At 61.0% G+C, this 14841-nt stretch carries 13 protein-coding genes; 11 read left to right on the forward strand and 2 right to left on the reverse strand.

Annotation, left to right across the window (positions count from 1 at the left end; genetic code table 11):
* Positions 1-409: 409 nt before the first annotated feature.
* The 5 genes from AC1Q80_RS26310 (at position 410) to AC1Q80_RS26330 (ending at position 5805) form a co-directional block, all read left to right on the forward strand.
* Complete coding sequence (locus tag AC1Q80_RS26310; RefSeq protein ID WP_173423007.1) at positions 410-1567, forward strand: Gfo/Idh/MocA family protein; 1158 nt, start codon at positions 410-412, stop codon at positions 1565-1567.
* A 13-nt stretch (positions 1568-1580) separates the two neighbouring features.
* On the forward strand, positions 1581-2465 hold the full coding sequence (locus tag AC1Q80_RS26315) for a carbohydrate ABC transporter permease (protein ID WP_209789977.1): 885 nt from the start codon (positions 1581-1583) through the stop codon (positions 2463-2465).
* The gene (locus AC1Q80_RS26320) at positions 2462-3319 is read left to right on the forward strand and encodes a carbohydrate ABC transporter permease (protein ID WP_173423005.1); all 858 of its coding nucleotides are present in this window, start codon (positions 2462-2464) and stop codon (positions 3317-3319) included. Before AC1Q80_RS26315 ends, AC1Q80_RS26320 begins: the two co-directional genes overlap by 4 nt.
* Positions 3320-3354: 35 nt before the next feature.
* On the forward strand, positions 3355-4584 hold the full coding sequence (locus AC1Q80_RS26325) for an ABC transporter substrate-binding protein (protein WP_173423004.1): 1230 nt from the start codon (positions 3355-3357) through the stop codon (positions 4582-4584).
* A gap of 87 nt (positions 4585-4671) precedes the next feature.
* Positions 4672-5805, forward strand: a complete 1134-nt coding sequence (locus AC1Q80_RS26330; protein ID WP_492362328.1) for an ABC transporter ATP-binding protein — start codon at positions 4672-4674, stop codon at positions 5803-5805.
* Between the two features lie 129 nt (positions 5806-5934).
* Here the strand turns inward: AC1Q80_RS26330 and AC1Q80_RS26335 are convergent, their stop codons facing one another.
* Positions 5935-7410, reverse strand: coding sequence for a M81 family metallopeptidase (locus AC1Q80_RS26335; RefSeq protein WP_234903101.1), 1476 nt, complete (start codon positions 7408-7410; stop codon positions 5935-5937).
* Positions 7411-7439: 29 nt separating this feature from the next.
* Positions 7440-7931, reverse strand: coding sequence for a hypothetical protein (locus AC1Q80_RS26340; RefSeq protein ID WP_492362329.1), 492 nt, complete (start codon positions 7929-7931; stop codon positions 7440-7442).
* 113 nt (positions 7932-8044) lie between these two features.
* Here AC1Q80_RS26340 and AC1Q80_RS26345 point away from each other — a divergent pair, with 113 nt between their 5' ends.
* The 6 genes from AC1Q80_RS26345 to AC1Q80_RS26370 all read left to right on the forward strand — a co-directional run bounded on the left by AC1Q80_RS26345 (position 8045) and on the right by AC1Q80_RS26370 (position 14822).
* Positions 8045-8434 carry a RidA family protein gene (locus AC1Q80_RS26345; protein WP_173423000.1) on the forward strand — a complete coding sequence of 130 codons (390 nt, stop codon included), beginning with the start codon at positions 8045-8047 and terminating at the stop codon, positions 8432-8434.
* Positions 8435-8459: 25 nt separating this feature from the next.
* On the forward strand, positions 8460-9323 hold the full coding sequence (locus tag AC1Q80_RS26350; protein ID WP_077501810.1) for a MurR/RpiR family transcriptional regulator: 864 nt from the start codon (positions 8460-8462) through the stop codon (positions 9321-9323).
* A gap of 21 nt (positions 9324-9344) precedes the next feature.
* Complete coding sequence (locus tag AC1Q80_RS26355; protein WP_492362330.1) at positions 9345-10121, forward strand: SDR family oxidoreductase; 777 nt, start codon at positions 9345-9347, stop codon at positions 10119-10121.
* A 25-nt stretch (positions 10122-10146) separates the two neighbouring features.
* On the forward strand, positions 10147-12066 hold the full coding sequence (locus AC1Q80_RS26360) for a beta-N-acetylhexosaminidase (protein ID WP_492362331.1): 1920 nt from the start codon (positions 10147-10149) through the stop codon (positions 12064-12066).
* An 11-nt stretch (positions 12067-12077) separates the two neighbouring features.
* The gene (locus tag AC1Q80_RS26365) at positions 12078-13520 is read left to right on the forward strand and encodes a M81 family metallopeptidase (protein WP_492362332.1); all 1443 of its coding nucleotides are present in this window, start codon (positions 12078-12080) and stop codon (positions 13518-13520) included.
* Positions 13521-13607: 87 nt separating this feature from the next.
* Entirely contained in the window at positions 13608-14822 is a 1215-nt protein-coding gene (locus AC1Q80_RS26370; protein WP_492362333.1) for an MFS transporter, read from the forward strand.
* Positions 14823-14841: the final 19 nt, after the last annotated feature.

Below are 14841 nucleotides of genomic sequence, written 5' to 3' on the forward strand. Positions count from 1 at the left end.
TTTGCCACTCGTAGCGCGCTGGCCGTTGCGCTCCTGATTGCGCCAAATGCGCAGATCGCACGGAAGGGAACGGTCGGTGATCATCCCAAGATAAGGCTACCATTGTCTGGCCGGGCCATTGCCACGGCTGCTGCACTTGGCGCGATCGCTTGCTCGCAGAAGCCTGAACCGACCAGAAATCACCCACGCAACGTATAGTGGTCTGGACCGCTTTCCTCCTGTCGGAGAGTTGCGGAGGTCACACCCTCTTTGGTTGTCCGGGAAATGCCTGCCATAGCGGCATTTGCTGCGTTCCATGAAAATGAATTTCACAATTTTACAAAATACGCGGATTTGGGTTGACGACCTCAAAAAACTGTCCCAGTCTGCGAAAATAAATTACGCCATAAGGCAAGGGAACAGTGCGAGCATGAAAGTCGGGATAATCGGACTCGGATTCCGTCTGGGATATCTGGGCTACGTTTTCAAAGCCATGGATGAGAATTTCGAGATCGCCGGCTACGTCGATCCCGCGCCTGCCGGGCTTCCGGGTCTGGTCGAAAAAGGCATCTCCGCCGGCAAGGCCTATGCGACGCCCGAAGAGCTGATCGCCAACGAGAAGCTCGACCTCTTGATGATCGGGTCACCGAACCACATGCATCTCGATCATATCCGGATCGGGCTTGAGGCCGGCCTCAAGGTCTTCAGCGAAAAGCCGATTGTGACGACCGTTCAGGAAAGCCTGGAGCTTGCGCAGCTGATGGCGAAATTCGGCCACGAGCGCCTGATGGTCGGCCTGGTGCTGCGCTACGCGCCGATGTACCGGGACCTTCGCGCAGCGCTTGCGGAAGGGAAGCTTGGCCAGGTCGTTTCGATCGAGGCATCCGAACATATCGAGCCCTATCATGGCGCCTTCTTCATGCGCGACTGGCGCCGCTACGAGCGCTATTCCGGCAGCTTCATGCTGGAGAAATGCTGCCACGACCTCGACCTTTACAACGGCGTCATCGGCGCTCGTCCGGAGCGGGTGGCGAGCTTCGGCGGCCGCAAGAGCTTCATTCCGGCCAACGACCCAGCGCGCGAGGGCATCAACGACCTTGAGCTTTTCCATCGCAAGCCAAGCGGCTGGATGGGATCGGACAAGGTGTTCGATAGCGACGGCGACATCATCGACTACCAGGTCGCGATCGTCGAGTACGCCAATGGCGTCGGCATGAACTTCCACACCAACCTCAATGTGCCGGATCAGTTCCGCCGCTTCTGCATCATGGGGTCGCGCGGCATGGCCGAGGGCGATTTCATCCGCGGCTATTTCGACGTGCACGAGATGCTGACCGGCAAGAAGGTCGTCGAGAACAGATACGCCGCCACCGAATTGTCGCAGCACTACGGTGCGGACGAGCAGATGGCGACCGATATCATCGGCCACGTGCGTGATGGCCGGCCCTTGCCTGTTTCGACGATCGATGCGCTTGAAGCCGGCATCCTGGCCCTGTCGATGGACGAGGCCCGCCGCAAGCGCAGCGTCATCGATCTCAGGCCCATCTGGGACCGCTTCGACGAAGCCCTGCATTCACGGGCGGCGTGAGAGGAGAAGCGGGATGAGTGTTCAACGCAGCACGATCATCTTCGCCTGGATCCTGCTTTTGCCCGCCGTGCTCTACGTCACGGTCATCGTCGCCTATCCTCTCGTCGATACCTTCATCCTGTCGTTCACGGACGCCTCGCTTAAGAAGACGACGAACTGGGTCGGTTGGGTCAATTACGACAAGATCTTCAACGAAACCTTCGCCGAGGTCATCTTCCGCACCTTCGTGTGGACCTTCTTTTCGGTCTCGATCAAGATGATCATCGGGGTCTTCGGTGCGACGATGCTGAACGCTGCCGTGCCCGGGCGCGCGCTTTTCCGCCTCCTCACCATGCCGCCGTGGATCGTGCCGATGGCCATCGGCATCTTCATGTGGGGCTGGATGTACAATGGCCAGTTCGGCATGATTTCCGGCGTGTTGCAGAACTGGGGGATCATCGACGGACCGATCGCTTTCCTGGCCCGCGGTTCGACCGCCTTCTGGGCGACGATCGTCACCGACGTCTGGATCGGCGTGCCGCTCGTCACGCTCTACATGCTGGCAGCGATGCAGGCGATCCCGCAGGACCTCTATGAGGCCGCGTGGACGGACGGGGCAGGGCGGTTCTACCGTTTCCGCAGGATCACGCTGCCGCTCCTTGTTCCGTCGCTGATCACCATGTCGATGTTGTCGTTGATTGCGACCTTCAATTCCTTCGACATCATCTGGATCCTCACGCAGGGCGGCCCCAACGGCGAGACCACCACGATGATCATCGATACCTATCGCACCGCGATCGGCTCGAAGAAATACGGGGAGGGCGCGGCGCGTGCCGTGCTGATCTGCATCTTCCTGTCGATCTTCTGCTTTGCCTATTTCCGCGTCACCAGCCGTCTGTCCGCGGGGGAACAGAAATGAGCCAGCCTGCCCTGATCAACCGCTATCGCTGGTACGAACTCGTCGCCATCTATGTCGGTATCTTCGTGTTCCTCGCCTTCATTCTGGCGCCGTTCGTCGAAGGCTTTATCGTATCCTTGAAGCCGCTGAGCCTGCTTTTTTCATCGCCCTACAAGTTCTGGCCCGAGAACGCTTCTTTTGCGGCCTACTTCACCATGTGGGAGAGCGTGCCAGGCTTTGCGCGCTACATCTTCAACTCCTTCTTCATATCCACCATCGTGACCGCGATCGTGCTGATCCTGGTCATCCCGGCGGCTTACGCTTTTGCCCGCTTCAAATTCCGCGGCAGCGGGCTGCTGCTCGGGGCGTTTCTGGCCGTAAACATGTTCTCGGGTGCGGTTCTTCTCATCCCGCTCTTCCGGCTGATGCGTAGCTTTGGCGTGCTCAACACCTATCTCGCGATGATCATGCCGGGCGTTGCCTTCCTGATCCCGTCGGCGATCTGGCTTTTGCGCACCTACATGATGCGCATCCCGCGCGAACTGGACGAGGCCGCCTTCGTCGATGGCGCGAGCCATTTCTATACCCTGCGTCGCGTGATCCTGCCGATCGCCATGCCGGGCATCACGGTCGTCGCCATCACCACCTTCATCGGCGCCTATGCCCAGCAGTTCATCTACGCGCTGACCTTCAACTCCAAGACCGAGTTCATGCCGCTGCCGGTCGGGTTGTTTGCCTATTTCGGACGCCAGGAAGTCATCTGGAACGAACTCATGGCGGCAAGCTTCGTCGGCATCGCGCCGGCGGTCGTCGTGATCTTCCTCCTACAACGGTATCTCGTCAGCGGGCTGACCGCGGGCGCGGTGAAACAATAAGACCAACCAACCACCAGAGAACGGGAGCATAAAAAGTGTCAATTCAATTCAAGACAGGGGTATTCGCGCTCGCCCTGCTCGGCTCGACCGCGCTCGGCGGCGTTGCTGCCCAGGCTGCCGACCAGGAGATCAGCTGGATCTACTGCGGCGACACCATGGATGCGGTGCATGCCAAGTACATCAAGCAGTGGGAAGAAAAGAACCCAGGCTGGAAGGTCACGCCGGAAGTCGTCGGCTGGGCTCAGTGCCAGGACAAGGCGACGACGCTCGCCGCCGCCGGCACGCCGGTCGCCATGGCCTATGTCGGCTCGCGCACGCTGAAGGAGTTCGCTCAGAACGATCTGATCGTGCCCGTGCCGATGACGGACGAGGAGAAGAAGACGTACTACCCCAACATCGTCGACACGGTGACCTTCGACGGCAACCAGTGGGGCGTTCCCGTCGCCTTCTCCACCAAGGCGCTTTACTGGAACAAGGACCTGTTCAAGCAGGCTGGCCTTGATCCCGAGAAGCCGCCGAAGACCTGGGCTGAAGAGATCGAGTTTGCCAAGACGATCAAGGAAAAGACTGGTGTCGCCGGCTATGGTCTTCCGGCCAAGACCTTCGACAACACGATGCACCAGTTCATGCACTGGGTATACACCAACAACGGCAAGGTGATCGACGGCGACAAGATCGTCATCGACAGCCCGGAAGTTCTGGCGGCGCTCCAGGCCTACAAGGACATCACGCCCTATTCCGTCGAAGGTGCGACCGCCTACGAACAGAACGAGATGCGGGCCATCTTCCTCGACGGCAAGGTTGGCATGCTCCAGTCGGGCTCAGGTGCCGCCGTGCGCCTGAAGGATACCAAGGTCAACTGGGGCGTCGCGCCGCTGCCGCTCGGCCCCTCGGCCAAGGGCGAGGGCACGCTGCTGATTACCGACAGCCTGGCGGTGTTCAAGGGGTCCGGCGTCGAAGAGAAGGCGATCGAATTTGCCAAGTTCATCACCTCGCCCGGTCCGCAAGGCGAGTATGAACTTCAGGGCGCTGCCGGCCTGACGCCGTTGCGGCCGTCGCCGATGGTCGACGAGTTCGTCAAGAAGGATCCCTATTGGAAGCCGTTCATTGACGGTATCGCCTTTGGTGGTCCGGAGCCGCTCTTCACCGACTACAAGGGCTTCCAGAACGTCGTCATCGCCATGGTCCAGTCGGTCGTGACCGGTCAGGCAGAGCCGGCCGACGCCCTGAAGAAGGCGGCTGGTGAACTCGAAGAGTACAAGTAAGTTCATCGGGCCGCGGATCTTCGGTCCGCGGCCCTGACCAATCCGTTACGAACGGGCCGCTTCCAGCCGGCGGCCGGAGACAGTTTCTTGGGACAGCTCAATCTCAATACGGTTCAGAAATTCTACGGGACATTCGAGGTGCTGAAGGGCATCGAACTCGAAGTCAAAAACGGTGAGTTCGTCGTTTTCGTCGGACCTTCCGGTTGCGGCAAGTCGACATTGCTCAGGATGATAGCCGGTCTTGACGAGACCAGCTCGGGGGACATCCTGATCGATGGCAAACGCGTCAACGACCTGCCGCCGGTCAAACGTGGGATCGCCATGGTGTTCCAATCCTATGCGCTCTACCCGCACATGACCGTCTTCGAGAACATTGCCTTTCCGCTTCGCGTAGAAAAGATGCCGGAAGAGAAACTGAAGGCCAAGGTGGAGCATGCAGCGCGCATCCTCCATCTCGACCAACGGCTGCAGCAAAAGCCCGGAATGCTGTCTGGCGGCCAACGCCAGCGCGTTGCCATCGGCCGGGCGATCGTGCGCGAACCGAAGATCTTTCTGTTCGACGAGCCGCTTTCGAACCTCGATGCGGCGCTGCGCGCCGACATGCGCATTGAACTGGCAAAGCTGCATCGGCAATTGCAGGCCACGATGATCTACGTCACGCACGACCAGGTCGAAGCGATGACGATGGCGGACCGGATCGTCGTCCTCAATGCCGGTGAAATCGCCCAGACAGGCGCACCGCTCGAACTCTACCACAAGCCTGCCAACATCTTCGTTGCCGGTTTCATCGGCAATCCGAAGATGAACTTCCTGGCAGTAACCTGCACGGCCGTCAGCGATGCCGGCGTGGAGGTCGACTACAAGGGGAAGACTGTCGTCGTTCCGGTGAGGCCGCATGCCGGGCTGGTCGGGCGGACATTGACGCTAGGCGTGCGGCCTGAGCACATTCTGCTCGGAGCCGGCGACCTGTCTCTGACCGTTACACCAACGGTGATCGAGCGTCTCGGCGCGCACACCGTTGCCTACGCCGCGATCGGTGGCGAAGGCGAGAACTACTGCGCAATGCTGCCAGGCACAGTGGCCATTCGCCCCGAAGAACAGGTGCTGACGGGCATTCGTGCCGCCGATTGCCACCTTTTCGACGAGGCGGGTATCGCGCTCGAGCGGCGTGTGGAGCTTACCGACATCGACATGGAATTGCTCGATCCGGCTGCGGCCTGACGATCACTCCCAATGCAATCGGCCGCCGTCCCTGATCGGGGACGGCGGCCTTTTCATATGCAATTGAACAAGGCTTGGTCGAAGGGGCCCCTCTGACGAGTGGCCACCGTAGCAGGGCCGCGAGCGGGACTAAGCTGCGCCTTTCTCAAGGCCATGCGGATCAGCAACCTTTGGCCAGATATTCCGGGGCGCGCGCAGATAGGCGGTCTTGGCGGGATTGTTCGGGTAGGGCGTGCCGGCCGAGCAATAGAGGATCTGTGCGGCGATCTTGGAGAACGAGGCGTAGAAGTGGTTGGTCGATTTGATGACCAGGATGCTTTTTGCCTGCGGTTCGATGCCCATCACCGAGAACAGGCTCGGGTCGAAGCTTTGCGCTCGCGTCGAGTTGAGGATGATGTCGATACCGCGATAGGAGATGAGGGCCGCGTCACCGAAGGGCGCAAAACTCTCGCCGAACTGCATCTCGGCATTGCGCACCAGTTTGATGACCTTGACTATGCCATCGACCGGGTTACCCGTTCCTGGCGCTGACTTGGCGCCAAAACGCAGCGGAATTTCAGCCCCTTCGCCGGCGGCCATGCAGATCTGTACGGCCATCGGATCCCAGATCGTTCCGACAGCGGCGTTGGTCGCGCCTTGCGCCAGCAATTCTTCGAGCAGCACGGTCGCGTCGCCCGCTGTTCCTCCGCCCGGATTGTCCCATACATCGGCAATTACGACCGGGCCTTCGGTGGCCGCCAAGGCCTCGGCAACTGCCTGCTTCTCATCGATCTGCGGCATGATGAAGGTTCCGCGCTTCGAAAAGAGTTCGAGCCCGAGTTCCCGTGCCAGCGTTTCGCCTTTCTCCGGCTTGCCGTTGGTCACGGCAAGCACCTTCGTCCCCATTTCGGGGACATCGCCGGCCATGAAACCGTGCACAACCGACAGCGACAGGACGTCCGGATCCTCTGCCTCGATGCGTATCAATTTGTCGACGAACGAGCGCATGGGCTCACGCGACGTCGGATAGACGTCGATCATGCGGCAGTCGAAAACGGACATCACCGGCGTGACGCGGCCTTCAAGCGTATCGATGGCGATCCGCCAGAGATCTTCCGCTCGATCGACGAAGTCGGTGTGCGGAAACTCTTTGAAAAAGACGAAGAAGTCCGCCGCCGAAACGCGCTTTGCGGTGAGGTGGCTGTGCGGGTCCAGTTCAGCGCAGACGAGAACGTCGGAACCGACGATCGCGCGAATGCGGGTCAGAAGATCGCCCTCGGGATCCTCGTAGCCGTCGGCGACCATGGCGCCGTGCAGTCCCATGACAACGGCATCGACAGGCAGTGCGGCGCGCAATTGATCGAGAATTTCGTCGCGCAGACCCTCATAGGTCTGGCGGTTGACGAGGCCGGCCGGATCCGCCCACGTGGCGGTACCCTCGATCAGCGTCCAACCCTTTTCCGCTGCGATGCGGCGGCCGACCGTGAGCGGGGCCGTACAGAGCGTCGGCGTCTCCGGATGCTCGCCCGGTGGTGCATAGAGCGACGCCTCGAAGGCACGACGGTCTATGCAGATGGGAGAGAAGGTGTTGGTTTCCGTCGCAAGCGCCGCTGTGAAGATCCGCAATGCCGTTGCCTTTCCCGTGCGTCGCTGGTTCAAGCCGATCCCATCGGGTTCGGCAGGTAGCCGGTGAAGCCGGAAATCTTCCAGCGTCCCTCGTGCAGGCGGCAGTAATAAACGGTCTGCCATTGCATCACGTCGAAGCTGCCGTCCGACTTCTTCAACCCGCCATCAAACTTCTTGCGCGCGAGCGCGACGTTGCCATTGACCTCGATGTCCTCAAGCGTCGTCGTGGTGAAGATTGCGGTGCGCGTGTCTTCGGCGAAAGAAAGCCCAGCGAAGTCTTTCGCCTGGCGCAACCACTCGTCGCGATAGGCGACAAGCGAGGGAAAGGTGAGGCGCCAATCGTCGGGATTGGTCTGGCGACGTCCGTCGATGCCGATGAAGCCCTCTTCGACAAAATCGCCTGATACCATCGACCAATCGGCAGAAAGAAAAGCGTCGATGTCACGCGGAACCAGCATCTCCCAGATGGCATGGCGCGCGGTGTCGGAGGAGGGGAACGGATTGAGGAAGGGATCCCGCATGTTTTCGCCCTATATTGAAATTCTTTTCATGAATGGTGTTTTTCTCTGGCCAAATTCAGCTTTCTATGGTCATTTGTCAACGATCAAAGAAAATAATTTGCACGAAGGCACACATGACCATCAAACGGTATGGCACTGAACAAGTCGGTGCGGGCGGTAAGCCATTACCCTTTGCGCGCGCCGTGGAGGCGGACGGTTGGCTGCACGTTTCCGGCCAGGTCGCGATGGAAAAAGGCGAGATCATCGAGGGCGGTATCATTCCGCAGACGCACAAGGCGATCGCCAATCTTCTGGCCATTCTGGAAGAGGCCGGATACGGTACCGAGCATGTGGTGCGTTGCGGCGTTTGGCTCGACGATCCGCGTGACTTCTGGACTTTCAACAAGATCTATCAGGAGTATTTCGGTGCGCATCCACCGGCCCGGGCCTGTGTCCAGTCGGCGATGATGGTTGATTGCAAGGTCGAGATCGACTGCATCGCCTACAAGCCGAAGGAAGGCTGATAGACCCTAAGGACATCAGCAGGCGATGGATATTTTCGCGACACTTCAGGAAGAAAAAGGCCGGCTCTCACAATCTGAGAACCGGATAGCCGACATTCTTCTGAATGACTTCGAGTTCGCGGTGAATGCGTCGATCATCGAGTTGGCCGGCAAGGCTGATGTTTCTCCCCCCACTGTGACGCGCTTCTGTCGACGGCTCGGCTGCGACAGCTTTTCAGACTTCAAGGTGCAACTGGCGCGCACCGCCTATATCGGCATGCGCTATTTGAAGCCGGAGCCGAAGAGCCGCGAAACCGGTGATGTCGCCCAGGACATCATCACCAAGGCGCAAAATGCGCTGTTCCTCCTGCATCGCTCTCTCGATCTCGCGGCGATCGAGCAGGCTGTCGAGCGGATCGCAACGGCTGAAATGATCTATGCCTTCGGTTCTGGCGGCAACTCGTCGATGATTGCCAGCGAGTTGCAGAACCGGCTCTTTCGCTACGGCCTGCGCGTGACCGCCAGTTCGGACCACAGCATGCAGCTGATGATGGCCGCCGCCGCTCGTCCGACCGACCTTTTGATCGGTTCTTCCTTTTCCGGCCGCAACGCCGAGTTGGTGCGCGCCTTTACGCTGGCGCGCGAGCTGAAGGTGCCGACGATTGCGCTGACCCAGAGCAACAGCCCGGTCGCGGCTGCAGCGACGATCACGGTTCCCGTCGATTTGCCCGAGGGCAACAACATCTATCGCCCAACCTCCACACGCATCGCCTATCTGGCGCTGCTCGATATCCTCTCCAGTCTCGTTGCCTACCGGGTTCAGCCGCAGGCGACTGTCACACTTCGGCGCATCAAACAACAGCTGGTGACCCACCGCGACGGTGACGACCGCCAGCTGTTGGGAGACTGACCTGCCGCGAAAGGTTCCCGCATGACGCACTCCATCGCCATCGTCACCGGTGCAGCCGGCGATATCGGCCGCGCAATCGCCAAGCGCCTTGGCGAGGATCATGAGGTCGTACTGCTTGCAGACATCGACAGCGGCGCTGCAGAGAAGGCTGCGCGCGAGATCGGTGACGGCAAGCGCTTCATCGCGGTGGCCTGTGACGTGACGGATGCGAAAAGCGTCGACAAACTGGCCGCCACTGCGAGAGAGCAGGGGATCGTGCGAACGCTCGTCAACAATGCCGGTGCTGCGCGCGCCGTCAGCCTGCACGACACAACGCCGGATATCTGGCGCATGGACAATGCTCTAAACCTCGAGGCAGCCTTCCTGTGCTTCCGCGCCGTGGAAGACATGCTGAAGGAAAGCCGCGGGTCGGTGGTCAACATCGCCTCCGTCAACGGCATGAATGTCTTCGGCCATCCGGCCTACAGCGTTGCCAAGGCCGGCCTGCTGCACCTGACCCGCCTCATCGCCGTGGAATACGGCAAGTTCGGTATCCGCTCGAACGCCGTTTCGCCGGGCACCGTGCGAACGCAGGCATGGGAGGTGCGGGCCGCCGCAAATCCTCAGGTCTTCGAGGAGGCGCGCCGCTGGTATCCGCTGCAGCGCATCGTCAACCCTGACGATGTCGCCAACGCCGTACACTTCCTCGCCGGTCCGATGGCCGCGGCGATATCGGGCGTATGCCTGCCGGTCGATTGCGGGCTGACCGCCGGCCAGGCGGAGCTCGCGCGAACCTTCTCGCAATCAAGCCACTACTGACTGTAAGTCTTCTGGGAGGAAGAACATGACGCCGGTTTCCTATCGTCTCGAAGCGTCCTGGCAGCCGGATGGCGGCGCATTTGGCCGGTTCACCTTTACGCTCTTCAATTTTTCGCAAGCGCCGCTTAATGGCTTTCGTCTGGTCTATACCTCGCTGACCCGCGTCATCGTTCCGGAGGCCTGCGACAACGCCACGTTCCTGCGCCGCAATGCGAATTTTCACGAGTTCGCGCCGCCGGCGGGCTTGACCCTTGCCCCCGGCGAAAGCTGGACGTTTACGGTGAGCGGCCTGCACCGCAACGCGAAGCACTGCACTGATGGTGCGAAGTCGGCCTATCTCACGCTTGCAAGCGGTGAGCATGTGCCGGTTGCCGTCTCCGATCTGCTCCTTGAGAATGCGGTCAGTGAGCCGCCGCCTCCGCGTTTGCCCGAAGGCAAGCTTGACCTGCCGTTTTCGATGCAGCCGTGGCCGGCGCAGATCGATGCATGGGCCGGTGACAGCTTTCCTGTCGTGCTCTACCCGGCACCCGGTGCAACGCCTGATGACGTTGCGGCAGTCGGCAGCGTGCTGGCGCTGTTTCATCGGCTGTTTTCGGAAGGGCACGCTCCGTTTAGCCTTGTTGCCTCCAGCCAGGGGCGGGCGATCGTCTTTTCAAAGAATACGGCACTCGCGCCCGAAGCCTACGAACTCAGCTTTTCTACAAAGGAGATCGGCCTTGCCTATGGCGGTGCGGCCGGCCGGCAATACGCGCTGACGACGCTCGCGCAATTGCTGAATGGCGCGCGCACGCATCCGGAAAAATTCCGCTTTCCGGCGCAGGGCAAGATTTCCGACGCACCGCGCTACGGCTGGCGCGGCTGCCATCTCGACGTCTCCAGGCAATTCTACCCGACGTCTGATGTCTCCCGGCTCATCGACATTCTCGCCTGGTTCAAGCTCAATATCTTCCATTGGCATCTGACGGATGACGAGGCCTGGCGGCTCGAGATCAAGGCGTTCCCGACCTTGACGACGCTCGGTGTCCTGCGCGGTCCGGATGAACCGCTGCTGCCGCAACTCGGCAACGGCGCCGAGCCGGTCGGCGGGTTTTACAGCCAGGACGATGTGAAGACATTGGTGGCGCAGGCCACGGCGCTTCACGTCGAGATCGTCCCCGAGATCGACATTCCCGGGCATAGCACCGCGACGCTGGTTGCCCTGCCGGATCTGACCGATGGCCAGGAGGCGCCGGAAAGCTACCATTCGGTTCAAGGCTATCCGAACAACGCCCTCAATCCCGCAATCGACTTTACCTACGAATTCCTCGAAAAAGTGCTCGACGAAATCGTTGAGCTGTTTCCGAGCCAGTACGTCCATATCGGTGGTGACGAAGTTGCCAACGGTTCGTGGCTTGCCTCGCCGTTGGCCAAGAAGCTGATGGAGAAGGAAGGTCTTTCCGGCACATTCGCCTTGCAGTCCTACTTCCTGAAGAAGGTCAAGCAGATGCTGACGGCCCGCGGCCGCAAGCTTGCCGGCTGGAACGAGGTCGCCCATGGCGGCGGCGTTTCGACCGAGGGCACGTTGCTTATGGCCTGGGAGCGGCCGGAGGTCGGCATCGAGCTTGCGCGTGAAGGTTACGATGTCGTCATGACGCCCGGGCAGGCCTATTATCTCGATATGGCGCAGGCGGATGCCTGGCAGGAGCCGGGCGCGAGCTGGGCCGGCACGGCGACGCCGGCACACACCTATGGCTACGAGGCTGAAGGGGAGTTTCCGGAAGAGTTGAAGCCGCGCATGAAGGGCGTTCAGGCCTGCATCTGGTCGGAGCATTTCCTGTCGCGCGGCTATTTCAACCGCCTGGTCTTCCCGAGGCTTTGTGCCATTGCCGAGGCCGCATGGACCCCGAAATCCGCCAAGGACTGGCAGCGCTTCGCCGCGATCGCCCCCTTGAGCCCAGAACTGTGACAGGAGCTTTCATGCGCATCGCCGTAGGCGGCATCCACACGGAGTGCAGCACCTATTCGCCGGTCCTGATGGCGCCCGAGGATTTTCGGGTCCTGCGCGGCGCCGATCTGCTTGAAGCAGAATATTTCGATTTCCTCGACGCCGAGGGTGTCGAGCATCTGCCGCTCATACACGCCCGTGCCGTGCCCGGCGGGCCGGTTTCGCGGCCAACCTATGATGCCTTCAAGGCAGAATTCCTTGAGCGGTTGCAGCAGGCCTTGCCGATCGACGGGCTCTATCTGGCCATGCATGGGGCAATCAAGGTCGACGGCATGGAAGACGCCGAAGGGGACTGGATTTCGGCCGCGAGAGCTGTCGTCGGCCGGGACTGCCCGTTCGCGACCAGCTACGATCTGCACGGCAATGTCAGCCAGCGCATCATCGACCAGATCGACATCTTTGCAGGTTACCGCACAGCGCCGCACATCGACACACGCGAAACGATGATCCGTGCCTGGACGATGCTCGTTTCGGCGCTGCACAGCGGCACCCGACCGGGTGTCGCCTGGGCGAAAATCCCGGTCTTGTTGCCGGGAGAATGCACCTCGACCGAGGATGAGCCGGCCAAGAGCCTCTATTTGCAGCTGCCCGACATCGACGCTCGACCGGGTGTGCTCGATGCCAATCTGATGGTCGGCTATGTCTGGGCGGACGAGCCGCGTGCAACGGCCTGCGCCGTGGTTACCGCGACCGACCAGGCCGCCGCGGAGCAGGCAGCCGTTGACATAGCAGCATCCTACTGGGCGGAACGTCGCAATTTCCGCTTCGGTCCGGTCACGGGGCCGCTGGATGCTATGCTCGATATCGCCGAAAAGGCGACGACAACCCCGATCATCCTTGCCGACTCCGGCGACAACCCGACCGGGGGCGGCGTTGGTGACAGGGCGGATGTGCTGAAGGCCCTGCTTGCGCGCGGCTGGCGCGGCGCGCTCATCGCCGGTATCGCCGACCGTCCCGCAGTCGATGCCTGCTTTGCTGCCGGTGTCGGCGAAACGTTAATGCTGAAGATCGGCGGCAGCCTCGACCCGGCAAGCCCGGTTGCGGAAATGCTGGTGGAAGTCGTGCGGCTTGACGACCCCGGTCCGGAAAATGAGCGCCAGGCGGTGGTGCGTGTCGGCGCGATTGACGTGGTGCTTTCAGCGCGACGTCGGCCCTACCACAACATCGCCGATTTCAGCCGTCTCGGGCTGGACCCCGGCACTGTTCGGCTGCTGGTGGTCAAATCCGGCTATCTTTCACCGGAACTGGCCCCGATCGCCAATCCCAACCTGATGGCCTTGACCGATGGCGTCGTCAATCAGGACATCGCTGGCCTTGCAAGCCTGCACCGTCAGCGCCCCGTCTTTCCCTTCGACGAGGAGTTCGCGTTTTCGCCCGAGGCAAAGCTCTCGGCGCGGTGGGCGGAATCGGTCTAAGCGGTTTGCCATGATCCAATCGCCGGCGAGATCCGCCGGCGCCAAGCCCTCCTTCAGAAATCGCATCCTTCGCGGACGTGCATCATCATGACTTCCACGCTTCTCAGCGCCATGCGCAACCCGGCCATGCGCGTCAGCATGCTGGCGATCTTCCTGTTCGGTTTCGCCGGTGCTGCGACCTCGCCCTATCAGTCGGTGGTCGGCATCAACGAGCTTGGCCTCAGCGATGCGCTCTATTCGCTGCTGATCCTCGTTGCCTCGACGGTGAATGTCGTGGTCAGTGTCTCGATCGGCATTCTGGCCGACCGTGTCGGCAACTATCGGCTGCTGATGTCGTCGGCGATCCTGTTCGGCGTCGTCGGCTACGGCATTGTCTACGCGATGCCGAACCAGACGAGTTTTGTCGTCAGCGTCCTGTTGCTGCTGCCGATCTACGGCGCAGTCTATACGCTGCTTTTCGCCAATGTGCGCAGCATCGCCCGGCGGATGAGCGGCCACGATGCGGCATCACTGACGACGGGTGCGCGGGCCGCCATCTCGCTCGCATGGGTTTTGGTCCCCGGACTGGTCGGTTTTGCGCTGGCCGGCGGAGACAGCATGCTGCCCGCCTATCTGCTCGCCTGTCTCGGCTGTGCCGTTAATCTGCTGATCGTCTTCTTTTCACTCCCCAATGAAGGCGGCGCCGATCCGGCGCTGGGCAAGCGGCTTTCCTATTGGACGTCGTTCCGGGAGATCCTGGCGCCGCGCATTTTCCTGCGCGTGATCGCCGTGGCAACCATCACCTCGACCCTTCACGTCAATGGCGCCGTTCTGCCGTTGATCATGACCGACGAGATCGGCGGAAGCGTCACCGACATAGGCATCATCGTCGGCATCGTCGCCTTACTCGAAGTCGTTTTCATCCTCGTGTGGGCGCGCATCCAGATGGACCTTGCTCCGTTCAAGGCTTTGGCGCTGGGGACGGTTATCTATATCGGCTATATGGTGTTGCTCGGCTTCTCGACGGCCACGTGGCACATCTACGCTCTCAGTCTGATCAGCGCCTTCGGCGCCGCCGCATTGATTACCATCCCGATCAGCTATCTTCAGGAGTTGATTGCCGACCGGCCGGGACTGGGAAGTTCTCTGATCGCTGTGAACATCTTCCTGAGCGGCGGGCTTTGCGCCGGACTTTTTGCACTGGGCACGAGGATCAGCAATTACTCGGGCACTGCGCTGCTTGGCGGTGTCGCCGGACTTGCCGGCCTGGCGCTTTTGCTGGTGCTCGACGGCAATCGTAAGGCCGGTAACGCCGCGGCGTAAAAATTCGAAATTTCAGCCG

The sequence above is a fragment of the Ensifer sp. GW823-FHT05D09 genome, assembly GCF_058795755.1.